At 37.2% G+C, this 23489-nt stretch carries 20 protein-coding genes and 1 pseudogene; 10 read left to right on the top strand and 11 right to left on the bottom strand.

Annotated features, from left to right (window positions below; genetic code table 11):
• Positions 1-141: 141 nt before the first annotated feature.
• A complete protein-coding gene (locus AC1DSL_RS02910; protein WP_477531097.1) occupies positions 142-471 on the top strand; it encodes a CHY zinc finger protein in 330 nt (109 codons plus the stop codon).
• A gap of 45 nt (positions 472-516) precedes the next feature.
• Here AC1DSL_RS02910 and AC1DSL_RS02905 read toward each other — a convergent pair.
• Positions 517-639 (bottom strand): annotated as a pseudogene (locus AC1DSL_RS02905) (hypothetical protein); the annotation flags it as partial.
• A gap of 45 nt (positions 640-684) precedes the next feature.
• Entirely contained in the window at positions 685-1533 is an 849-nt protein-coding gene (locus AC1DSL_RS02900) for a class I SAM-dependent methyltransferase (protein ID WP_477531096.1), read from the bottom strand.
• Positions 1534-1700: 167 nt separating this feature from the next.
• Here AC1DSL_RS02900 and AC1DSL_RS02895 point away from each other — a divergent pair, with 167 nt between their 5' ends.
• On the top strand, positions 1701-2426 hold the full coding sequence (locus tag AC1DSL_RS02895; protein ID WP_477531095.1) for a BsuPI-related putative proteinase inhibitor: 726 nt from the start codon (positions 1701-1703) through the stop codon (positions 2424-2426).
• Between the two features lie 227 nt (positions 2427-2653).
• Here the strand turns inward: AC1DSL_RS02895 and AC1DSL_RS02890 are convergent, their stop codons facing one another.
• A complete protein-coding gene (locus AC1DSL_RS02890; RefSeq protein WP_477531132.1) occupies positions 2654-2926 on the bottom strand; it encodes a YqhV family protein in 273 nt (90 codons plus the stop codon).
• Between the two features lie 345 nt (positions 2927-3271).
• Here AC1DSL_RS02890 and AC1DSL_RS02885 point away from each other — a divergent pair, with 345 nt between their 5' ends.
• From AC1DSL_RS02885 to AC1DSL_RS02875, 3 genes are all read left to right on the top strand, one after another.
• Positions 3272-4057, top strand: a complete 786-nt coding sequence (locus tag AC1DSL_RS02885; protein WP_477531094.1) for a transporter substrate-binding domain-containing protein — start codon at positions 3272-3274, stop codon at positions 4055-4057.
• Positions 4058-4118: 61 nt separating this feature from the next.
• Positions 4119-4784 (top strand): amino acid ABC transporter permease, encoded by a 666-nt coding sequence (locus tag AC1DSL_RS02880; RefSeq protein WP_477531093.1) that lies wholly within the window; start codon positions 4119-4121, stop codon positions 4782-4784.
• The gene (locus tag AC1DSL_RS02875) at positions 4771-5493 is read left to right on the top strand and encodes an amino acid ABC transporter ATP-binding protein (protein ID WP_477531092.1); all 723 of its coding nucleotides are present in this window, start codon (positions 4771-4773) and stop codon (positions 5491-5493) included. The genes AC1DSL_RS02880 and AC1DSL_RS02875 overlap by 14 nt, the downstream gene beginning before the upstream one ends.
• A gap of 201 nt (positions 5494-5694) precedes the next feature.
• Here the strand turns inward: AC1DSL_RS02875 and aceA are convergent, their stop codons facing one another.
• The 3 genes from aceA to AC1DSL_RS02860 all read right to left on the bottom strand — a co-directional run bounded on the left by aceA (position 5695) and on the right by AC1DSL_RS02860 (position 9405).
• Positions 5695-6978, bottom strand: a complete 1284-nt coding sequence (gene aceA, locus AC1DSL_RS02870) for an isocitrate lyase (RefSeq protein ID WP_477531091.1) — start codon at positions 6976-6978, stop codon at positions 5695-5697.
• A 63-nt stretch (positions 6979-7041) separates the two neighbouring features.
• Positions 7042-7200, bottom strand: a complete 159-nt coding sequence (locus AC1DSL_RS02865; RefSeq protein ID WP_016428588.1) for a hypothetical protein — start codon at positions 7198-7200, stop codon at positions 7042-7044.
• Positions 7201-7236: 36 nt separating this feature from the next.
• Positions 7237-9405, bottom strand: coding sequence for a malate synthase G (locus AC1DSL_RS02860; protein WP_477531090.1), 2169 nt, complete (start codon positions 9403-9405; stop codon positions 7237-7239).
• Between the two features lie 353 nt (positions 9406-9758).
• On the opposite strand from AC1DSL_RS02860, the gene AC1DSL_RS02855 reads away from it, so the two are divergent.
• Positions 9759-11048 carry an S-adenosylmethionine decarboxylase related protein gene (locus tag AC1DSL_RS02855; protein ID WP_477531089.1) on the top strand — a complete coding sequence of 430 codons (1290 nt, stop codon included), beginning with the start codon at positions 9759-9761 and terminating at the stop codon, positions 11046-11048.
• Between the two features lie 117 nt (positions 11049-11165).
• Here the strand turns inward: AC1DSL_RS02855 and AC1DSL_RS02850 are convergent, their stop codons facing one another.
• The 3 genes from AC1DSL_RS02850 to AC1DSL_RS02840 form a co-directional block, all read right to left on the bottom strand.
• Complete coding sequence (locus AC1DSL_RS02850) at positions 11166-11822, bottom strand: alpha/beta family hydrolase (RefSeq protein WP_477531088.1); 657 nt, start codon at positions 11820-11822, stop codon at positions 11166-11168.
• Positions 11823-11863: 41 nt separating this feature from the next.
• Positions 11864-12202, bottom strand: coding sequence for a hypothetical protein (locus tag AC1DSL_RS02845; RefSeq protein ID WP_477531087.1), 339 nt, complete (start codon positions 12200-12202; stop codon positions 11864-11866).
• Between the two features lie 380 nt (positions 12203-12582).
• Positions 12583-13845 (bottom strand): ATP-binding protein, encoded by a 1263-nt coding sequence (locus tag AC1DSL_RS02840; protein ID WP_477531086.1) that lies wholly within the window; start codon positions 13843-13845, stop codon positions 12583-12585.
• A 250-nt stretch (positions 13846-14095) separates the two neighbouring features.
• Between AC1DSL_RS02840 and AC1DSL_RS02835 the strand changes: the two genes are divergently transcribed.
• Both AC1DSL_RS02835 and AC1DSL_RS02830 read left to right on the top strand, forming a co-directional pair.
• Positions 14096-14446, top strand: a complete 351-nt coding sequence (locus tag AC1DSL_RS02835) for a helix-turn-helix domain-containing protein (RefSeq protein WP_477531131.1) — start codon at positions 14096-14098, stop codon at positions 14444-14446.
• Between the two features lie 43 nt (positions 14447-14489).
• Entirely contained in the window at positions 14490-15323 is an 834-nt protein-coding gene (locus tag AC1DSL_RS02830; protein WP_477531085.1) for an alpha/beta fold hydrolase, read from the top strand.
• 53 nt (positions 15324-15376) lie between these two features.
• Here the strand turns inward: AC1DSL_RS02830 and AC1DSL_RS02825 are convergent, their stop codons facing one another.
• The gene (locus AC1DSL_RS02825; protein ID WP_477531130.1) at positions 15377-16012 is read right to left on the bottom strand and encodes a DUF2238 domain-containing protein; all 636 of its coding nucleotides are present in this window, start codon (positions 16010-16012) and stop codon (positions 15377-15379) included.
• A 189-nt stretch (positions 16013-16201) separates the two neighbouring features.
• Between AC1DSL_RS02825 and AC1DSL_RS02820 the strand changes: the two genes are divergently transcribed.
• Both AC1DSL_RS02820 and AC1DSL_RS02815 read left to right on the top strand, forming a co-directional pair.
• A complete protein-coding gene (locus tag AC1DSL_RS02820; RefSeq protein ID WP_016428597.1) occupies positions 16202-16786 on the top strand; it encodes a biotin transporter BioY in 585 nt (194 codons plus the stop codon).
• 592 nt (positions 16787-17378) lie between these two features.
• Complete coding sequence (locus AC1DSL_RS02815; protein WP_477531084.1) at positions 17379-18602, top strand: helix-turn-helix domain-containing protein; 1224 nt, start codon at positions 17379-17381, stop codon at positions 18600-18602.
• A gap of 447 nt (positions 18603-19049) precedes the next feature.
• Here the strand turns inward: AC1DSL_RS02815 and AC1DSL_RS02810 are convergent, their stop codons facing one another.
• On the bottom strand, positions 19050-23225 hold the full coding sequence (locus AC1DSL_RS02810; RefSeq protein WP_477531083.1) for a S8 family serine peptidase: 4176 nt from the start codon (positions 23223-23225) through the stop codon (positions 19050-19052).
• Positions 23226-23489: the final 264 nt, after the last annotated feature.

The following is a 23489-nucleotide window of genomic DNA, read 5'->3' as shown; positions in this document are numbered from 1 at the left end:
ATAACTTTTTACATCGTAACACGATGTATGTTGTTCTACAATGTTTATCAAGAATATTTTTCCATAATTATTATTAAGTGAATGACTTCCTTTAATTAGTATGGTTAAATGACTTCAATAGCGCTAAAAAGGAGATTACCAATGATCATTCATGGACACCTAGTAAAAGGGAATGATGTCGATAACGAAACACGCTGCCTTCATTACCATTCAGAAATCGATCGAATCGCCATCAAGTTTTATTGTTGCGATACCTATTATCCTTGTTTCTCCTGCCACGAAGAGGTTGGATGTGATTCTCCTCAAGTTTGGCCAATTGAACAGTTCAATCAAAAAGCTATATTGTGTGGCGCTTGCGGGCATGAATTGACCATTGATGAGTATCTRTCTTGTAACTCCACTTGTCCAGCTTGCCGAAGTGCATTCAATCCGGGCTGTAGCCTCCATAAGCATCTTTATTTTCAAACATAAAAACTCCCCATCCATTAAGGGGAGTTTTATTAGTTAATCATGAATTTATTTATTGTTTGCTGTTACTTCAACTACCCTTACATCTGCTGCAACAATTCTCATTTCCTGCAAGGGGTTGTCCAGAAGCACATGATATTTATATCCATTTTCACTCTCGTATACTTCATCGTATAGCCACCAGCCGAAACCCTACAAAGGACCTGGTCTTCTCAACTAGATCGCTGTAAAAACATATGTAGACAACGATTGTAAATAAGGATAGTTCTTTAAGGCTTCTTCCAACAAATTCACTTCGGATTTGATTAGCTCTTTTAATTTCAATGGCATATGGTTAATTTCCTCGAGTTCTTTTTGGTAATCACTTAACGTCATATCAACTTCCCATTTCCCATCTTGGAGCTTTGTAGAAGATATAGATTGCTCATCGTTAATCGTCCAACCAGCACTCTCAGCAATAGTCGTTAAATCTTTTGGTGTGAACAATGTCCGTACATTTGAGAAGCTGTTCTCTTTGAAGCACTCGAATTGAGCTTGAATATGCACCGCTAAAAAATGAGGATATTGCTCAATGGTATGAAGTCGTGGATCCCATTCAGCAAAACACAATTGTTTCGCCCATTTCTTCGTTTTCTCCAACAATGCTTGTAATTCATCTGCCGATTTCAAATACCAGGAACAATGCGACAGAACAACGTAATCAAATGAGTTTTCAGGAAAATCGACTTCCGCTGCTAACACATCCAACTCAAACTCCATACGTATTTGTTTTCCTAGCATTGATTTCATTAAATATTCTGCTGCGTCTCCAACAGTTATTGGACTTCCATAACTAGGTGGAGCAATGTCCACCCCGTGCACAAAGCCTCTATCCCCTACTAAATACGCAAGAACTGCCGTCGTATCACCTTGACCACAACCTATCTCAAGTACGCGACTGCCTTCTCGAATTCCCCAAAACTCTGCAAGCTTCAGGCGATGTTCAGTTTGCACGAACTGTATGTCTTTCATTTGTACATTCGTCGCCATACAGTTCACTATGCGTTGAATTTTTCCAATGCTCATCGGACACCCCTTTTTTTGTTTTATCATATCATTTCATCTTTAATTCGGTTGATTATCCATTGGAGGATGTAGGTCAAAAATCCTTTTTATTCAATTTTCTATCTTTTCCCGTAACTCTTTTTGCTTTCTCACGGTCTAATTAGTATTAATGAAAGGTGGTTTTAAAGATGAAAAATATGCTAAAAGTGACTTCGACTGCAATCATCCTCATTGCATTGGGAGGCTGTGGAACATTTGCAAATACAAGTGAATCAGAAGAAGGAAACACAGGCTCTGGAAATGAAAATAACGAAATCGCCGCTGGCTCCGTTGTGCACAGTCTGTCAGAAGAAACTACAGATGGCGCCCACCAATTTGTTTTCCAGCTGAGGAATGACAAAGAGGAAGACGTTAAATTATCGATGAATAGTTCGCAGCTCTTTGATTATCAACTAATCGATAGCTCAGATACAGTTGTTTACAAGGATTCCGATAACAAGATGTACGCACAAATGTTGCAGGAAAAAATCTTGAAACCCGGTGAAATTCTTGAGATGAAGTTTGATGCAACGGAAGGTCTCTCTAAGTTGCCGGCTGGAAAATACACACTTGAGGTTTGGTCAACTGCCAATGAAGCTGAAGATTGGAAGGCCTCCACAGAAGTAACTTGGGATGGCACTGGTTCTTCATCTGCTGGAGATAAATTGAAGGTTGAAGAAACATCAGTTACTTATGTGGGACTCCAGGATGTAAACTCCATCGAAGTGAAAAACGAACAAAATGAAGCGGAAGCAATGAGATTGTCTGAAACAGCGAAACCATTCTTTGCTGAATTGGAAGAAGGCGCAAAAATTAAAGTATTCTACGTGATCATTGATGGACAAAAAGTCATTCAATCAGCAGAAAAAGAATAAACCACTGCAAAAAAATTAGGACCGAATCAGTCTTTTTGAACTGATTCGGTCCTATTTGTTGGTGCGAAAATCATTTTGTGCAACCTGGCGAGGCATTCTGTCTACCTGGACCCTCAATGTGTCAACCTGTAACCTCAATGTGTCAACCTGGACAGCCAATCTGTCTACCTGGACCCTGACTTCTCGATTTTCTTCTACCATAGTGGAAATTTTTATGAAACTCATTCTTAATTAGATTTCAAACTGAATAAAATCAAAAGAATTCCACTGAATAGACAAATCATTTTGGTTAACGGGATTTTATCGGCCAGTCCAACTAATCCAATTCCTGTGGTAAGGATTAAAATAGTTGGCCCCACTAAAGCGAGTAGAGTATTAATATAAAACGCTTTCTCCAAGTCATTGAATTTGAGCATTAATAAAGCCGCTGTTACTTCTACACTTCCTCCAATAAGTCGTAATACTATCATGAATAGAAGTGCCTTCTCAATGTGATTGATCTTGATCACCTTCTCCCGGGTAAACGTTTTCTATGTAATATCAACCTGCTTTCTACTATATGTACGTTCGACCGAAAATATTGAAAATTAACTTTTTAACTTGAAGTATCCTTCTCTACCACCTACAACCCTTCGTATAAATATGCATTTTTTTATACACAAAAAAGAGAAATATATAAAACATTAGCACTCACAACCCCTCTTAATGCCTTTACCACAACTTTTTACCTATAAAGTTCTGAAAAATTAATTTTTAATTTTTTGAATAAAAATGCTTCCCAACTTATAAATATCGTGATAAACTCCATTTAACACAAAACTATATATTAACGGKAGTGATTATACATGATGAAAAAATGGAGTTTAATTGGAACACTTACACTTGGAGCAATGCTTATGAGCGCGTGTGGAGACACCGCTTCGAATGAAACAGGAAATGATACGGCAGGTTCTGGTGATAAAAAAGTATTGGAAATGGCTACATCTGCCGACTTCCCTCCTTTTGAATCACGAAATACTACGGGTGAATTCGAAGGATTTGATATTGATTTGGCCAACTACATTGCAGACGAACTAGGTTATGAGCTTAAAATTAATGACATGAAGTTTGATGGTTTAATTGGCGCTTTGCAAAGCGATCGAATCGATATGGTACTATCCGGTATGTCTGCAACTGAGGCCCGTAAAAAAAATGTTGATTTTTCTACTGAATATAACGAATCTGGCGAAATGTTCATTACATTAAAGGATTCAGATATTAAAACAATTGAAGATTTGGAAGGCAAGAAACTTGGTGTCCAACTTGGTACTATCCAAGAAGATGGCGCTAACAAAATCAAAAAAGATACAGTCGACTTTGAAATCAAAGCGGTCGATAATGCTAACATATTAATTCAGGAATTGTTGTCAAACCGAATTGATGTTGCTTACGTGGATAAAGCGGTCGCTGAAGGATTTATTGCTGAACAGAATCTGGCTGGTTTTGAAGACACTACGTCAAGCTCTCCAGGAATGGCAGTGGCTTTCCCTAAAGGAAGCGAACTGACTGAAAAAGTGAATGCGGTTCTAAAAGAAGCGGAAGAAAACGGAAAACTACAGGAATTAAAAGACAAGTGGTTGTCTGAAGAATAAAAAGTCAATAAAGACTTACTGAATCAAACAAAAAGAGAAATCTAGAAATGAGGTGTAAGGCATGAATTTGGACTTTACGCAAATCACGCCTTATATTCCTTTTATGTTAGAAGGAATTTGGGTAACGTTAAAATTTGTCATCGTCGCATTAATCGTTGGATTTATCCTCGGAACGATATTGGCATTGTTCAAGATTAGTCACATTAAGCCATTAAATTGGTTTGCTCGTGCGTATACTTCGATTTTCAGAGGAACGCCACTAATTCTACAGTTGATGACATTTTATTTTGCCGTTCCTCAACTGACAGGCTATGATATCTCTCCATTTTTATCAGCCGTTTTGGCTTTTGGATTGAATTCTGCTGCCTACATTTCTGAAATCATCCGTGCCGGTATTCAGGCAGTGGATCGAGGACAGACAGAAGCCGCTATGGCATTGGGTGTTCCATACAGACAAATGATGAAAGACATTATTTTACCGCAAGCAATGAAAAACATTCTACCGGCACTCATGAATGAAGTCATCACTCTGACGAAAGAGTCCGCGCTTGTTTCAACGATTTCCGTATTGGATTTAATGCGTCGTGCACAAGTAGTTGGTGCGGATATTTACCGTAATTTCGAACCGCTGCTGTTCGTCGGCTTTATCTATTGGATCATGGTCGTTGGTCTATCGACAATCGGTCGAATGATTGAAAGGAGGTTGAAGGTCAGTGATCAAAATTGAGAAACTATCTAAAAAATTCGGCAACAACGAAGTACTGCATGATATTTCCACTGAGATTGCCAAAGGAGAAGTTGTTTCCATTATCGGACCTTCAGGCTCTGGAAAATCAACGTTTCTACGTTGCATGAATATGTTGGAAACACCAACGTCAGGCAAGATACTGATTGAAAACCAAGACCTAACCGATTCAAAAACGCCTATTCATAAGTTGAGACAACAAATTGGAATGGTTTTTCAACACTTTCACTTGTTTCCTCACCTTACCGTTCTTGAGAATTTAACGTATGCACCCATGAAAGCTAAAGGCGTTAAAAAGCCAGATGCTGAGGTAAAGGCACGACAACTGTTGAAAAAAGTAGGCTTATCCGAGAAAGAAAAGGCTTATCCAGGCAGTCTTTCAGGGGGTCAGAAACAACGTGTCGCTATCGCCCGTGCGCTTGCCATGGAACCTGAGCTCATGTTATTCGATGAACCTACATCAGCTCTTGATCCAGAAATGGTGAAAGAAGTATTGGATGTCATGAAAGATCTTGCCAAGTCTGGGATGACGATGGTCGTGGTCACACATGAAATGGGCTTTGCCCGCGAAGTTGCTGACCGCATTCTGTTCCTTGATCATGGTGTTTTACTAGAAGAAGGCAAACCAGCTGAATTTTTTACTCAGCCACAAACGGCGAGAGCAAAAGAATTTTTGGATAAGATCTTATAATTAATGGTAATGGGTAAAACGCTGAATGGTCGGAAATTACTTGTGACTGGACAATAACGTCGGTTGAGTGGTCAAAAAATAAGACTGAATGGACAATAACCCGCTCCGACTGGTTGAAAATCTAAACTGAATGGTCAAAATCTAAAAATGCATGTAAAACCAGTAGGCATATGCTCTACTGGTTTTTTTCTTGATATATTATTAATCTTGTTGGAACTGCTCTGCTTCAGTAGAACCGGTTAACGCAGTCGTCGACGATGTGCCTCCTGAAATAACAAGCGATACCTCATCAAAGTAACCTGTTCCCACCTCGCGTTGGTGACGGGTAGCCGTGTAACCACTTTCTTCAGCCGCAAACTCAGCTTCCTGCAACTCAGAATAAGCAGCCATTCCCCGCTCCTTGTACCCTTTTGCTAGCTCAAACATCCCGTAATTCAGAACATGGAATCCAGCAAGTGTAACGAATTGAAATTTGTACCCCATCTTACCTAGCTCTTGCTGGAAGTTGGCAATCGTTTCTTCATCCAATTTCTTTTTCCAGTTAAACGATGGCGAGCAGTTGTATGCCAGAAGTTTCCCGGGAAATTTATCGTGAATTGCTTCTGCAAATTCCCTTGCTTCACCCAAGTTCGGCTCGGACGTTTCACACCAGATTAAGTCGGCATATGGAGCATACGCAAGTCCCCTGGCGATTGCCTGGTCAATTCCATCTTTTGTATGGTAAAAACCTTCCGGCGTCCGCTCACCCGTAATGAAAGGATAATCATATGGATCCACATCACTCGTAATCAAATTGGCCGCATTCGCATCCGTCCGCGCAATGATAACCGTTGGAACACCCATCACGTCAGCAGCCAAACGGGCAGCAATGAGATTGCGGACGGCTGTTTGTGTCGGAAGTAATACTTTCCCACCCAAGTGACCACATTTCTTTTCTGAGGATAATTGGTCTTCCAAATGCACACCGCCAGCCCCAGCTTCGATCATTGATTTGGTCAACTCAAATACATTCAGTGTTCCGCCAAAACCCGCTTCCATATCCGCTACAATGGGGGCGTACCAATATGTATCGCCCTTTCCTTCTGCTTGCTGAATTTGATCAGCACGTTGTAACGCCTGATTAATTCTTTTCACTACATGAGGTACGCTGTTGCTCGGATATAAACTTTGATCAGGATACATGTGTCCAGAGAGATTGGCATCTGCAGCCACTTGCCAACCACTTAAGTAGATTGCCTTCAACCCCGCCTTCACCTGCTGCATCGCCTGGTTTCCAGTCAGCGCGCCTAGTGCATTGACGTAGTCCTCCGTATTGACAAGCTCCCAGAGACGCTTAGCACCTAAAGTTGCAAGTGTCTGTTCAATGACGATGGACCCTCTTAACTTTACGACATCTTCCGCGCTATATGGTCGTTCCACTCCTTGCCAGCGGCTGGAACTCCAACTTCCCTTTAATTGGTCAGCTTGTTGTTTCCGGTTTATCATGTCACAATCTCCTCTTTCATTCATTTTATTATCAAATGGTTTTAAAACAGTTGACTGGAAAAATCAGTCCAAATCTGCGCAACATTGAATCGATTCTTTGAAACTATCAAATTCCTGGCCGCAAGCGAGGCAAATATTCAATGGTTTTCTATCCATTTTGGATTGATACATAACAGTTGGTGTAATCTCGTTTGTATTGATATCCGGTTGATTTTCAAACATGGGGTTTCCTCCTTTTTATTTTTCTTTACTCAAAAGTTAGCTATTTTCACTAGAATTTTGCGCTTTATATTGCAGTCTTCTGCGATGCAATATCGGCTCCGTATAGCCACTCGGCTGGTCTTTCCCATCAAAAATAAGTTCACAAGCTGCTTGAAAAGCAATAGATCCATCAAAATCAGCAGACATTGGATGATACATCGGGTCCTCCCCGTTTTGCTCATCTACTATTTTGGCCATTCGCTTTAAAGTCTCCAAAACTTGCTCTTTTGTACAAATTCCGTGTTGTAGCCAATTTGCCAAATGCTGACTTGATATGCGCAATGTTGCACGGTCTTCCATCAATCCTACGTTATGAATGTCAGGCACTTTCGAACAGCCCACTCCCTGCTCCACCCAACGCACCACATAGCCAAGCAGTCCTTGTGCATTGTTATCCAGTTCTTGTTGAATTGTATGTGATGACCATTCTTCCTTAGCTAAAGGAAGGGTTAAAATATCGGTCGTTCTGTCTTGAATCTCATGTTTCAGCCTATCTTGAACCTTCGTCACACAGACTTGGTGGTAATGTAGTGCATGCAAAGTTGCGGCTGTCGGAGAAGGTACCCAGGCCGTATTTCCTCCCGCTTCCAAATGACCGAGTTTCAGCTCCATCATTTCCTTCATACGATCAGGCATCGCCCACATGCCTTTCCCTATTTGAGCGCGTCCCGGAAAACCACAAACCAACCCATTATCAACATTGGATTTCTCATATGACTGTAGCCATGATGAATATTTCATGTCATTTTTTCGAATGACGGGACCTGCGAGCATCGATGTATGGATTTCATCACCCGTTCGGTCCAAAAAGCCTGTATTAATAAAGACAATCCGGTCTTTTACTTCACGTATACAATTTTCAAGATTAAGAGAAGTTCTTCGCTCTTCATCCATCACGCCTATCTTTAACGTATAGCGTTCCATTCCCAGCAAATCTTCCACCTTATTAAACAGTTCATTTGCAAAGGAAACTTCAGCCGAGCCGTGCATTTTCGGCTTAACGATATAAACTGAACCTTGATCGGAATTACGGAAACTTGCTGTTTTCAAAAGATCATGTTTTGCAAGTAAACTGGATATCACCGTATCGATGATTCCTTCCGGCACTTCCTGATTTCGTTCATCAAGTACTATATTGGAATTCATTAAGTGACCAACATTTCGTACAATTATTAGGGAACGACCGCGTAACATTCGTTCTTCTCCAGTTGGCGTCAGGTATGAGCGGTCGGCGTTCAACTCCCTTACTACTTCTCGTTGCCCCTTTTTGAAAGTCGCCTTCAAAGTTCCTTTCATGAGACCAAGCCAGTTTCGATACACGAGCACTTTGTCTTCTGCATCAACTGCCGCCACCGAATCTTCAAAATCCATAATGGTCGATAAAGCCGATTCGGTGAATAAATCCTTTACTCCTGCAGGGTCAGCCTTACCGATTGGATGCTGCCGATCGATTTGAATTTCCAAATGGAGTCCATTGTTTCGCAGGAAAATGGATGACGGCAACGCTTTATCTCCCGTGAATCCAATAAATTTGGATGGCTCCTGCAAAGCTGAATATTCGCTTCCCAAATCAACGATCAGTTGATTCTTTTCGATGCGATATCCAGTCGATTGCGTGTGAGATCCTTTTTCAAGCGGTATAATTTGGTCCAAAAACTTACGGGCATACAAAACTACATGTTGTCCGCGTAGCGGATTATACGTAGTCCCTCGTTGTGCACCATTTTGTTCATCGATGACATCCGATCCGTATAGCACATCATAAAGACTTCCCCACCTCGCATTGGCCGCATTTATTGCATACCGGGCATTATTGACCGGTACGACAAGCTGAGGTCCCGCAAGCTTTGCAATCTCGTCATCAACTTGAGTTGTTGTAATCTGAAAAGGCTCTCCCCTTGGTTCCAAATAACCTATCTCTTTTAATAAAGCTTCATATTGCTCCCGATTCTCAAACCAATTGTGTTTGGTGTGCCAATCATTAATTTTTGCCTGCAACTGTTCTCGAACAGTCAACAGTACCCGATTTTTTGGAGCCATGTTATGGATAAGCTGGCTGAATCCTTCCCAAAACCTGTCGCTTGAAACTTCACTCCCTGGCAATGCTTCCTCCTCAACAAACCGATAAAATTCATTCGCAATTTTTAAACGGTTACGCTCAATCACATATCCGCCTCCCGTTGTTATAGTACAGTTGATTTTTATTATTCTATTACATAACAAATACTTTCGTGCAGTCCTTTTCATCCTTTTTTATTAGTTATTTAATTTTATTCATTTACAATTTGACGCTTTGACGCTTACTGATTTCACAGTGGTTTTAAAGTGAAACAAATCCCTTGCTTCAATAGTTTGTAGATGTTTCTTTTTATAAAAAACCGTGGGAATAATCGCTAAAGCGAATCTATTCTTTATTGTGAATCCAACTAACAACAATACTTAGATGACATGCACCATACACCTAAACCTATTATTTTCTATCACATAGATTATGTATAAAAACTAAAAGAGGCTTTGATATGAATAACACTAAACACGTAATAACGATATTGGGCAGTGCAGGCGGTGTAGCGAACGGGATACTATCAATTCTAGACAACTCCGTGCAGGATAAGCAGGATCCATTAAATGGAGTAGTGAATAATTGCTGTATTCATTTAATTGATCATGAACAGAAAGAAGCATCTCACTTTGCTCTCTCTTATCCACACTTACAGGATAAATTTGTATATCATGAATTCAATTTGAGAGACACCGAGCAATTTATGGCTCATTTAAGAAACACCCAGACATCTGTTGTCATTGACCTTTCTTGGGCGGATACAGTTGATATGTTGCACTGTTGTGATCAGCTCGGTGTAAGCTATGTGAATACCGCATTGGAGAATACCATGATAGATGAGAACGAAGAATTATTTGAAGGGTTTGGCTTGATTGAACGATTTAGGCATTTGGAAAAACATAAAAATAAACTCCTGAACCACACAGCTATTATTAGTTCTGGTATGAATCCAGGTGTCGTTCAGTGGATGGCTCTGGAACTTCTAAAGAAAGATTCATCAGAAAATCAGCCAATCGGCTGTTACATCGTAGAGCATGACAACTCGTTTTATAAAAATCCTAAACTAGCCAAAAAGAATGTGATTTACACCACATGGTCACCCGAATGTTTCCTCGACGAGGCTATTCTTAGCCATCCCATGTTCTTTAAGCACCATAACCCCCTCTTCTTATATGAGAAAGTCTATGATCTTGAATTCAAGGTAACGTTGGGAAAGAAACGATTTTGGGGCTGTTTAATGCCACATGAAGAAGTTTGTTCACTTGGTAAGCTATATGATATGGAATTTGGATTCTTGTACAAGGTAAATGACCATACCACGAACTTGATTCGTGAAAATATAGAAGACGTGGATAAATTGTGGAATTATGAGATGAAGGTTCTCGACCCTCGAGACGCAGCATTAACTGGCGAAGATTTAGTAGGTGTGTTGCTTGTTTATCCGGACAAAGAACGGTACATGTATAATGTATTAAACAATGAAGCCATCTTTTCTAAGTACAAAACAAATGCAACTTATTTCCAAGTAGCCTGTGGAGTCTATGCCTCCCTAAGCGTGTTGCTCTTGGATCAAATACCTAAAGGAGCATATTATGTAGATGAATTAATATTGAATACCGAGAACAATTACGGAAAATATTTATCGCATTATATGACCGAGTTTATTACAGGAGAAAACAAACAGTCAGACGGTCTGTTACACCAACGAATGCAAAACCTTCGAAAATCAAATACGGAAGACATTTGACCTCGCTTACTGTTCATTAATAAAATTTCTTACTCATTGAAAGAGCCCTTGCATCCAAAAAGGGAAGGACGTCCCGCTCGTACAAAGAAGTAAAAATTTGCTGGACCTATGCATCTATTACACGTTTTGCTGAACAAAATTTTGAATATCAACAACAACGCTCTTCATCACATCAATAGATTCTACCGAATAATTATCGTATTCTAGACTATGATTGACATTAGGAATCAGACGAGAAACGATATTCGGATTGTTTTTCAATACATCGTATCGTTCATTTATGTAACACTCATCTCTATCCCCAATGAAACACAACCCTTTATGATTGCTTGCAGCCATTGCAGAAAAAACCTCACCTAGTTGGATTAACGGTGTTAACCAAATAGCTTTGGCCTCCATGAACTCCATCCTATTTAAGACAGAATTCATAGCAATTGTCCCCAATGACTTACCCATTATGAATGAGTTTTCGTAAGAAGCGTTCTTTAGAACCTCATCAATAACTGTGTTTACATCGAATTTTATCGCTTCGATTATTTCTTCCTTGGTGAATTCAGTATAAGCTTTATCTTTATACTGGTAATTAATCTGCAACACATCAAAGTCCCTCTGACTGAATAAATCTTTGACATAGTGAAAAAGCGGACTTTGTACGGTATATCCAGTTCCAGGTAGAAAAACGACTAAATTCTTTGAGTGATTTTGATTGCTCAGCAAAGTATAGGGGATGTTCATTTCTTTGTAACCTTTTACAATAGACGAGCTATTCTTCAACTGAAATCACCCTGTTTTCTTTAGTGAAATTTTGTCGTTAATTATTTTATCTTCCGGAGTGTTAATAAATCCGTGTTAGAAATCACATCAATTTGATGATTGCCTTTTATGTAATAAACCGAGGAGCCTTCGCTTTCTCCTTTTTCCCACCCATTTACTTTTAACACAAGTTCATATGCTACCGGTATTCCATCCTCTTCAGATGCATGAGACCACTCGTACGTCTTACAATTTGTATTTTCTTCAATTAGTTCGGCATGTTTAGGTACAGGAAAGTTAAACAACTCTTTCGAAGAGTGATAGGCAAATACGGTTGTTGAATATAAACCAACCCCAATAAATACTAAGACGGCAATCACCCACCCAAAAATCTTCATCATAAAGCTTTCCCCTTCCTCATTAAACACCTTCGAAAATTTGTAAATTATACCCATCATAATAACACACGATATATTGATTAGTTAGCATTATTTTACAATTTCAAGGAAATCACATTGGGAATATTTGATAAAGTTATCAATTAGACACAAAAAGATGGCTGAAAATAAATTTCCAGCCACCTTAACTATATTTGATTCTTTATTCACGTATTTGTTTTATAAGGATTTTTCTATTCATCAACATTGCATGATGTTGGGACTGCTCATCATTCAAATAATTGAGTATCAGACAAACTGTCATGTGCACACACCTAAGTATAAATGTGATGACTGGATCTTTAATTCCCCAGCTACCACTCTTTCCATATGTTACTGTTTCTCTACGTCACCATTGGGAATTCAATCGTAAATATTGTGAAATTGCCGAGTTCACTCTCCACATGAATTTCCCCACCCATTCCTTTAATCAGACTGAACGATACCATCATTCCTAGTCCTGTACCGTTGTCTTTCATCGTGAAATAAGGTTCGCCAAGACGATTGATTTGCTGTTGAGTCATGCCTTTTCCTTCATCACTTATCGCGATGCGGACTTTAGGATATTCTGCAACTGTATAAATTTCCAATTTCCCGCCTTTCTGCATGGATTCAATTCCATTTTTCACAATATTAATCAAGGATTGTTCCAGTTTTTTTCGATCACCTGAAATATTGGCATGCCCACTTTGATCTGGGTGGTAAAAAACTTGGACATCCTGCATATTTGCCAAAGGTGTAAGAATGTTCAAGACATTTTGAACCGCTTCATTTACGAAGACTTTTTCTACCTTATCTGGAACAGGTTTCGCAAAAGTCAAGTAATCATTAATAATATCCGATGCTCGATCGAGTTCCTGTAAAGCAGTACCGAGGTATTGTTTGATTTCTGGCGATCGTTCTTCATCATAGGATAATTGCAAAAATCCTTTGCAAGTTGTCAGCGGGTTTCTCACTTCATGGGAAATGCTCGCTGCAAGATGGCTGACTACCTCCAATTTCTCTGCTTTCATGAGCTTTTCCAACAGATCCGAGTTTATTCGGATTACTTCAATTAGTAGAGTGACAATCACTGTTCCTAAAAAAGTGATGAAAAAAAACTGAAGCCACATATTCACACTCACGATTACATTGAAAAATAGGGATACCACAATAAATGTGATGATCGTCGACAATAATACTAATGAACTGCTCGTCAATACCTTTTGCTCCAGCGTCATTTTCAGATAATAGCGGGAGACAAAACTGACGGTAACCGCCAAAAGGGTGAACGTAATAATGGTTATATAAAACCCATCATTTACTCCCAACATAAAATAACGCGCTACAATCACGAATATGAGCAATAAGAACCCATTTTTCGGTCCGCCATATAAAACACCTATAACGAATGGTATTCTCCTCAAATCCCAGATAAGCCCATCCCCTACCGGAAAAGGAAATAACATGCAAAGAAAAATGGAGAACAGGGAGAGAACCGTAAAGAGATTTTCTTTCATTTTTTCAATTCGATAAACGAACTTTAACAAATAAAACATTTGCAGTAATAATAATGGAAGAAGAATGAATAGAAAATTGATAAGTAAATCTTTCGTGATAATCTCCATTTATTCACCGATCCTTCTAATTATTTTGCTGCTATAATATTTGAATATTCTAACTTAGATTATCTAAAATTCCCTTGCTTAGCAATATTAATAATGATTTTCTTTCAATTCATTTATTCTTTTTGAAAAAGAATTTAAATCTTTTAGCAATACATTCCGACTCTTAAATGTTATAATATTCTAACTATTGTATTTTTTTAAATATAATTCAAATATTTTACATGAAAAGGGAATGAACTTATTGTTTAAAATGGGAAACACACTAAAAGAATTAAGAACGAAAAAATGTATCACCTCTGAACAGTTAGCTGAAAATCTGGATGTTGCAAAAAGCATTATCTGGAGTTACGAATTAAATAAAAAAGAGCCAAGCAATAGTCATTTAATTAAAATTGCCGATTTTTTTGATGTCTCGGTGGATTATTTATTGGGTCGGGAACAGAAGAACAATACGGTTAATTTTCAGTATCCTTTCGATGACATCATCGATAAATACACTTTCATGATCGACAATCATCCGATAGGCAAAGAAGAATTGTTGGATTCAATTGCTTTTATTAAAGCCAAACGAATCATGATAGCTCAAAGTCTAGTTAAATAGATAACACGCCAATACGCGGAGAATTTAATGGAGGCTACAAGGCATGTGGAACCAACAAAACGTTGAAACAGCTAGGGGAACTTTCGAGATTTTCATAAAAGGAAATGGCAAACCCATCTGTGTGACTCATTTGTATAGCGCCTATAATGCGAACGGAAATACATTTGCAAATGCATTTACTGATTATTACACTGTTTATCTCGTTAACTTGCGCGGCGCAGGCAAATCAGCCAAATACATACGTGATGAAGATTTAAGCATGAAAGAGTCCATCAGCGATTTGGAAGCCATTCGAGAGGCGCTTCATTTCGAAAAATGGGCATTTGCCGGCCATTCCACGGGAGGCATGCTTGGACTCGTGTATGCCATACAAACACCACATTCATTAACGAAAATCGTCATTGGAGGAGCTTCAGCATCTAAAGAATATATGAATCATCCAGGAAGTATTTACTGTAAAGACAATCCGAATAACAAACGTCTGCTTGAAATACTCAGTATACTAAACTCACCCACTAGCGCTAATGAAAAAAAGAGGGCTGCAGGACGGGAGTGGACCGAAATGTCCATTTACCACCCGGAGAAATACGAGGAGTATTTCAACACCCCAAATAGTGGAAGTGTAGTACCTGCGCGACTCAATTATTATTCCTACTCTGAACTGCCTAACTATGACCTTGTGCCTCACTTAAAGACGATCACTATACCGACAACAGTTTACTGTGGTTCGTATGATGCTCAGTGTCCTTATTTGTTTTCTGAACAAATCGCACATGCCATCCCAAATGCAAACCTATTAACATTTAGAGAAAGCAACCATTTCCCTTTCACTGAAGAACCCCAAAAATTCTTGGACATGATTGCGAAGACTATTTAATTAAACGAATGCTAACAATTCTTGTGAATAGGTTAATATTCACGATTATTTGGCTATCTTTCCTTCAAATCATCCAGTTTAGTCATTAGTCTGTTGTGTAAACCGTTCAATATAAGGATGGATAAAATGGCACCCAACAACGCACACGACATATCCCATTGCGCGTCCCACTGATCTCCTTGCATGCCTAAAAAGTCTTTGGCTACTTTTTTGGCATTTGGCAATTTTGTACTCATCCATTCAACGATTTCATATAAAGCTGCAAGGGCAAGTACCATACTGATGGATATGCCTGTCAGCCAACTCCCTTTAAATAACGGGGTTTTCCTCAATAAAATTTCCCTAATAACAATAACTGATAGCCCTTTTAGAAAATGTCCAAATCGATCGTAATGATTGCGAGCTAAATGAAACTCTTCTTTTAGCCAATTAAATAGAGGAACCTCGGCATAGGTATAGTGACCACCGATAAATGTAAGGATGGACAAGAGTGCGATAATGAAATAAGAAAGGGTTGTCAGGCGAAACTTATTATATGTCGCCACTACTACAATTAATGCGACCACTGCTGGCCCCACTTCTGCTACCCATGTCATAAAAACGGCCGGTTTGATAACAGACCACACTAAAACAGCTATAACCAATATAAATAGAAATATATGTACCTTTGTCTCCTTACTAAAACTCACCATTTTCACGTCCTTCCACTCAACAGTATGCGAAAAAACATATTGGTATATACCAATCACCATACCTATTGAAAGAAAGTAACGCTTAACTCTCTATTTTATGTGTTAACCTACTTTAAAAATAAGTTGACTAATAAACTCTGTTTTTCTATACTGATGCTATATTGAGTTTTGGGAGGGTTCACAAACATGACAAGTAGCACAGCAACAAGAACAGTCAATCATTCACGTACTTTACAATTGGTACAAACAGCGATGTTTGCCGCATTAATGATGATTGGAGCCAACATATCTTCATTTCTAATCATCGGCGGTGTCCCAATCACTCTTCAAACGTTCTTCGCCATACTTGCTGGTCTCTTATTAGGAAAACGCACTGGCGCAATCGCCATGCTTGTATATGCATTGATTGGTTTGGCAGGGTTACCTGTATTCGCAAACTTTTCCGGTGGATTTGACACAATTCTAAGTCCAACGTTTGGCTTTATTGTTTCCTTCATTTTTGTCGCATATTTCGCAGGTCTCATTGTTGAAAAGTTCCCAACGAAAGTTGGTTTTGTAATTGCTGCATTGGTCGGAACTGCAGTCAACTACCTATTAGGAACGAATTGGATGTACGCTGCATATAAGCTTTGGTTTGCAGCTCCAGAAGGATTTTCATACCAAATGGCTTGGGCTTGGATGGCCGTACCATTGCCAAAAGATCTCCTGCTAGCGGTTCTTGCCGGTTTGTTTGGCTATCGCTTAAAACCGATTATTCAAAAACAAAAATAAATGTGGTCACACAAACACCCACACCAATCAGGTTAATCTCCGATTGGTATGGGTGTTTTTCTAAACAATAACAAAAGCCTACTTGTGATGTTAATCATTTTATAAAATTGTCTTTGTTCTTCTGATAGTCGATTTAAAATCGATTCAGTAATTTGAGATTGCATAAGACTTTTGTTGCGGCAATGTAAAAGATGTAAGAAAACTTGATGCTAATAATTTAGAAGTTTTTTCTTCTTTCGAAATTTCATCCCTCAACACTCTCCTTATAATATAATAGCAAAATAACATTTACTGGTAGTAAAATGGTTGGATATGCCTTAGTAGTTCCTTAGTACATTGCATTCCTCCCGAAAGAAGGATAGTGTAATGTAAGAATGTAAATAATTTGAAAACTCCATTAATTTATATTGTACTTAAGCATTTATGTAAGGGAAATTGTTCATAAAGTTGCTCATATTTCAAAGCAGAGTATATAAAATCATTATAAAAAATTTTAAAAACATTAAATTTTATAGAAAATAACTTGGGGGAATCTTGTTTTTCTATTACTCAAACACGTCAAATAATATTTTTCTAAAAGGAGAATTTCCTTATGATTGAGGGGAAAATCATTAAATATTATCGCGAAAAAAACAAATTTACTCAAGAGCAATTAGGAAAAGGTATTTGTTCTGGTACACATCTTAGTAAAATTGAGCGTTTACACACTGAATATGCACCTGAAATTATTACTCTTTTATCAGAACGTCTAGGTATAAATATTGAATACGAGATAACAAAACTAAATAATATTAAAAAGCTCTTAACTCATTGGCAAGATGTTATTATCATGCAATTGTTTGATGAAATGGATCTTATCAATCAAGAACTTGAGCAAGAAGACTTAATTCAAATCTCAGATTATAAAAATCTTTATAAATTACTTCGGGTTAGATATTTACTTTTGCATAATTTAACTGAGGATGCATTAAACATCATCTATGAAATACAAAAGAATGAAGATAAATTATCATCCTACGAAGCTAATCTATTAAAACACGTATTAGGTATTTACTATTTAACCAAACATGAAAATCTTAAAGCAATACAAGCGTTAAAATCAATTAATGAAACAGATTATAATAACAAAGAGTATACATACCATTTAGCAGTCGCATATCATTCCATCGAATCACCAGTCATGGCTTATTTTTACGCAGATAAATCGCGTGAATTTTTTAAAGAAATTAATAACTATCTCAGAGTAATTGATGCAGAAATGCTAATGCTGATTCAAGTAAAAGATGTTGGAGATTCTAAAGAACCCATTCAAAGTTTCGAAAGGTTAATCAAAAGCTGCGAACTTTGTAATTCACCTGTTCGGAAAGCAAGATTATTACACAACTTAGCATATGAATACTTTAGAAGAAATAATTTTGAACTAGCAAGTAAGTACTATAAAGATTCAATGAGTATGAAAGATAATGAATCTAACCCTTATTTACTTTCTTTAGAGGGTTATATTCGAAGTTTATTAAATGGGAGCATACTTCCACGTGATAAATTATTGCAGATAGCAGAAGAGGGACTTGAAACTGCTATAAAGAAAAATGAAAAAATATATATAAATTTATTTAACCTACTTTGTTATTTAATTCAAGATAAGGAACAAGAATACCATCAATTCTTACGCGATCATGCATTACCTATGTTTAAACAATTCGGTATTGTCTATTGGATCCAACGCTCAAAAAAAGAATTATTTAACTATTATAATAAATCAGAGCAAGCTAATAAAGCTTTAAAAATGGCGGAATTACTAATCAATCATGAATAAAAGGCGTATCACTTATCATAAGTGATATGCCTTTTTTTACCACCCCAAATAATCAACCAGCGAAAGCACCTAGAATAGCTAATAGTAAACCCTTCATAAATTCCCGGCCTTTATTAAATTTTTTTTTTGTTAAATAAGAAGTGCATTCCTCATTCCTAAAGAAACGTGCCCGATCGTTGAAGATTGTCCTGGAACATCCGCACTGCTTGGATATTCCAGATAAGCCCCCGATCGTATTATAAGGTCAGCCAGATATTTTAAATGAACCCTTACCCTTATAGAACTGATGCTTTTTGAACGCAGAGTGATTGATTTCAAAAGTAATTAAAAAACCTTAACCCAATAAAATAAGGGCTAAGGCTTCTTAAAATCCTATTTAATTACTGTCTATTTACTGTAGTAAGCCATAAAATGGTTCTTCGTTTGATTATAGAAACTAGCTTAGGATTATTTTAATCCTAACTGATTTAACACAGTATCTAATGTAGAACCTTTATACGAAGTTTTCGCTTTAGGTGCATTCGGAACTGTACTATTTTGTAATCCATAGTTTTTAATAAGAAGATTCATATCCTTTTTATCAACAACTCCATCGAAGTTCAAATCTGCTCCTGATTTATTTGTTCCCCAATTTGTTTGTAGATATAATGCATCCATTACATCAATTACATTATCTTTATTTGCATCCCCAGCTCGTGCAACTTTTAATAAGTCTTTGTAAGACCTACCTATTAATTCTCCACGAATGTCATCAAATAGGAAGTCAACTGTTTTATACATTGTAAAGTGTCCAGGAACATCTACTTTAATCGTATACGGCTTTGTATCTGCCTTAATACCATCAAATGTATAATCACCTTGTTTTGATGTAACTGGTGCTTCAAGGACAGTTTTTCCATCAAATGATGTTAATGTTACTTTCGTTCCTAATGTCCTGTGATCAATTGCAATATTCTGTCCGCCTGTAGTTGGATCTTTCGCACCTTCTATTTGAACTTTACCATTTAACTTTGACACTTTTGCATTTACAGTATAATTATCTATATAAGTGAAAACATTTTTCATTTCTACATTTGATTGGTCAATAGTCGTTGCATTGTAATCCCATCCAATTGAAGGTTCTGTAGTATAGCTTTTATCTAGAGTTTTTACGTCAAAATTAAATAACTGTAGGTCCTCAGGTAACGTTTTATCACCTAAATACGTAAATGTAAACGTATATTGTAATCTGTTTTCCCAAGTTGTTGGTGCAGTTGTTACTGAAACTTGTGCGCCGCCATATTGTTTAACCTCATCGTTAACAATTACATTTTCAATTGCACCTTGATCCTTTTCTACTTGCATTGTTAATTTTGTCGTTTTTAGGTTTTTAACATTATTTGAACGAACTGTATAATTTATTGTCTCTCCAGTAGTTATACTTTGTTTATTTGCTTTCAAATAATAGTAAGGTGTTGTATTTTTTGTAAACACAACGTGTTGATAGGAAGAAGCATTCATTGCAGCATCTAAAGCATAGAACACTACCGGTAATGTTGCATATTTACTATCAACTAAAATTTGATCTGAATAGTCACCATTTTTATCTACAAAAACAGGTTTTGAAGGAAATGGTGATGCATACCGATAAACAAATGAATTTCTTGATTGTTCAACTGGAATACCGTACTTTTTCGCCTCATCGATTTCAGGATCATTTATGTTGAGCTTAAAGTCATATAACATTTGTCCCTTTGAATCTAGATCGCTATCACTATATTCAATTACTTTTTGATCTAACGAATCAAAGCTAGCTGTAAAATTTGGAGTTCCATACTCCAGCATAAAATCTTTTGCCATAGAGAATGTTTTTCCACTTTCACTTGTTCCTACTAGTTTCAATTTATAATGACCAGGTCTAATTAATTTTTTATCACTACTGATCGGATTTTTTGAATCACCTGTAAATGGGAAGTAAGAATCACCCGCTAGTGCTGAAACTCTATATACTTGATTTTCATTCAGTAAGMCTGTATTTAATGATMCAATTAACCCTAAATCTTCACCTGTTTTTGGATCTTGAATGACAACATCTAATGTTTTCATATGTGATTTTAATGAAAATGAACCATCCATAAACGGATAGAAATTAGCAATTGGGTTTGACATTTTGTTTGTATACAATGGATTAATTAGCTCTAATGTATCGATTCCCTCGTACACTACACGGCCACCAAATGGAATTTGATATTGCTCAGTTGAATCCTCATTATTTGTAAAGACGATATATCCCTCATATGTTCCTTTTTCGGCTGTTTTCGGAATGTTTAACTCAAATTTAATTGATTTTTGACTAATTGCATTTAATTTAACTGAAGTTGGACCTGTTAAGGTCACTCCATTTTGAGCTGCATCTTTGGATCCTCTTAATCCTGTTTGGAAATTAACATTTACACTAAATGTTTTTGCTTKTTCACTTCTATTTTTCACTGTAATATTACGTGAATCATWAATATCTTGGTCATCAAATCCATATGAACCAAAACTGATTCCACCCGTTAATTCTTTGATTAWCTTTTGTTTTCCMTTGAKACTTGTAGGTGTTTTATCTACTACTTCAAATTCAACATTCGAATGAATTGCTTCATATGCATCAACACGACCACTACCGATTTCAAATACACTATAAGCTTTTGAAAGTGRATCAGCCGTATTCATTAAAATTGATTTAATGTCTGCAGGCTCAAGATCCTTATTCGATTGTAATAATAATGCTGAAACACCTGCCACATAAGGGGTTGCCATTGAAGTTCCTGATAAACGCTGATATGCATATTTATAATCTTCCGGTTTTGTTCCATCYACTGTTTTATCGTTTACGTAAAATGGGACGGTTGAAAGAATCGAAACACCTGGTCCAGTTACTTCCGGTTTAATGTCATAATTYATTCGWGAAGGACCTCTAGAACTAAATGGTGCTAACTCATCGGATGCTGTTTGTATCTTAGTAAAATCGCCAAATGTGAAATCAGTTTTACCAGTTTTTAATGCTTCCAAGATCGTTAATCCTTCTTCATTTGAAACAGAGAATGAAGGAATCGAATTAACTGATTCACCTAAAAAGGACTGAATTGCACCCTCGGCCTTGTTTGCTTCATCATTATACATGATAACGCCAGCAGCACCTTGTTCCTTGGCATACGCTATTTTAGAGTCCAATGTATAAACTCCTCGGCTCATGAGTACAAATTTCCCTTTTACGTCTTTTCCTGAATAGCCCGCTGGATCTCCGAGTCCCACATCAACAAGTTGGAGAGTTTTTCCTTTTAATGTAGATAAATCATCTTTATAATTTTTTGCTAATTGTCTTAAATTGTAATTCTCCCCATTATGTGCACCTGCATATTGATAAATATCAATTGCAACAGATGATGCACCAACAGTTAACGCTAAGGCTGCAGCACCTGGTGAACCTAGCGTATAATTTTTATCGCCACTATTCCCCGCTGCAACAACAGTTGTTACTCCACTTAATACTGCATTGTTTACAGCAATTGAAGTTGCATATAATGGATCATTAAGTGAATTACCTAATGACATATTAATAACATCCATATCATCCTTCACAGCTCGATCGACAGCTGCAATTATGTCGTCACCTTGTCCGCTGCCATATGGTCCAAGCACTCGGTACGCATAAATATCTGCTTCTGGTGCTGCTCCAACTGTTGTATACTCAGTATCCTTCGCTACTCCACGGCTTCCAATAATCCCAGCAACATGTGTACCATGWTYWGTGTAATAAACCGAKGATCCATTAGATTCAGGTTYTCCTGATTTCTTCCAATCCGCATAAGTTGTTTCCATTGGATCATTATCATCATCGACAAAATCATRTCCACCTTTATAAGCATCCTTTAAATCTGGATGGTTATAATCAATTCCAGTATCTAGAATACCKATTTTAATCCCTTTACCGGTATAGCCTTCTGCATGTAAACGGTTTAATCCATCATAAGGTGTATAATTTGCGATATTGAATTCATCTGCTTGTAATGGATCATTATCTTTTCCTTGAACAGGMGGATCAATCGTAAACGTTTCGTTACTCCAAACTGATTTGACTACTTTTGATTTTAATAGATTYTKAAYTTGATTTGCAGGKARACTCATTGAAACACCATTTAATGCATTTTTATATGAGCGATTAATCTTATAATTTACTTTTTTACTATTTTCACCAATTAATACTTGTCCCAAATCTTTTTGAAATGTTTCATGATCTTGATCAACTAAATTTGATGCTTCAGAATCTGATAGTTGTTGACCTTCTGATGCCGCTTCAATCTTAGCAACTTTTGCTGGTTTATTTGCAAACTCGACAATTACATGGGTTTGTTCCGTTGTCGTTAAATCAATATCCGAAGAAAGTTGAAGACCTGTTGATTCATTTGTAGCCATCTGGTTAAGTGCAGCTCTTTGTTCTGGTGTTAAATTAGCAAGTAAATTTTCAGTACTCGAATAACTAACCGCTTTCGCAGTAGTTGGTACTTGTACAATAGAACTTAAAATAAAACTAGATGATAGAGCAAATACAGCTAAGCTTTTCACGACCTTACTTTTGTTGTTTGCTTTTTTCCCCATTTTCTTCCTCCAAGTCTCTGTCTTCTTATTAAATATGTAGTGCAATGAATTACGAAACAATGATTCTAATAGGTTCTAAGTATTTATTTAGAAATCTTCTATTTTCATTGAATCATTACAATTACATATACACTTATAATTATCAAGAATATTTGGAGTTGTGTAAATTGGGGGAATATTTCATAAATAAATGATTCAAAATACGCTTTTTTTCATCGTTAAGATGTAGTTATGCAATATTATGTTATTTATTTTGTCAAAATG

The organism is Paenisporosarcina sp. P4_D4 (assembly GCF_056401835.1).
The sequence above is the reverse complement of the archived record's forward strand: the minus strand, read 5'-3'. Positions and strand labels throughout refer to the sequence as shown.

Excerpts from the sequence above, each read along its gene's own strand:
- AC1DSL_RS02835 (WP_477531131.1), top strand. The coding sequence starts at position 14,096 with ATGGGAAACACACTAAAAGAATTAAGAACGAAAAAATGTATCACCTCT.
- AC1DSL_RS02830 (WP_477531085.1), top strand. The coding sequence starts at position 14,490 with ATGTGGAACCAACAAAACGTTGAAACAGCTAGGGGAACTTTCGAGATT.
- AC1DSL_RS02895 (WP_477531095.1), top strand. The coding sequence starts at position 1,701 with ATGAAAAATATGCTAAAAGTGACTTCGACTGCAATCATCCTCATTGCA.
- AC1DSL_RS02840 (WP_477531086.1), bottom strand. The coding sequence starts at position 13,845 with ATGGAGATTATCACGAAAGATTTACTTATCAATTTTCTATTCATTCTT.
- AC1DSL_RS02885 (WP_477531094.1), top strand. The coding sequence starts at position 3,272 with ATGATGAAAAAATGGAGTTTAATTGGAACACTTACACTTGGAGCAATG.
- aceA (WP_477531091.1), bottom strand. The coding sequence starts at position 6,978 with ATGATAAACCGGAAACAACAAGCTGACCAATTAAAGGGAAGTTGGAGT.
- AC1DSL_RS02855 (WP_477531089.1), top strand. The coding sequence starts at position 9,759 with ATGAATAACACTAAACACGTAATAACGATATTGGGCAGTGCAGGCGGT.
- AC1DSL_RS02880 (WP_477531093.1), top strand. The coding sequence starts at position 4,119 with ATGAATTTGGACTTTACGCAAATCACGCCTTATATTCCTTTTATGTTA.
- AC1DSL_RS02865 (WP_016428588.1), bottom strand. The coding sequence starts at position 7,200 with ATGTTTGAAAATCAACCGGATATCAATACAAACGAGATTACACCAACT.
- AC1DSL_RS02820 (WP_016428597.1), top strand. The coding sequence starts at position 16,202 with ATGACAAGTAGCACAGCAACAAGAACAGTCAATCATTCACGTACTTTA.
- AC1DSL_RS02845 (WP_477531087.1), bottom strand. The coding sequence starts at position 12,202 with ATGATGAAGATTTTTGGGTGGGTGATTGCCGTCTTAGTATTTATTGGG.
- AC1DSL_RS02815 (WP_477531084.1), top strand. The coding sequence starts at position 17,379 with ATGATTGAGGGGAAAATCATTAAATATTATCGCGAAAAAAACAAATTT.
- AC1DSL_RS02900 (WP_477531096.1), bottom strand. The coding sequence starts at position 1,533 with ATGAGCATTGGAAAAATTCAACGCATAGTGAACTGTATGGCGACGAAT.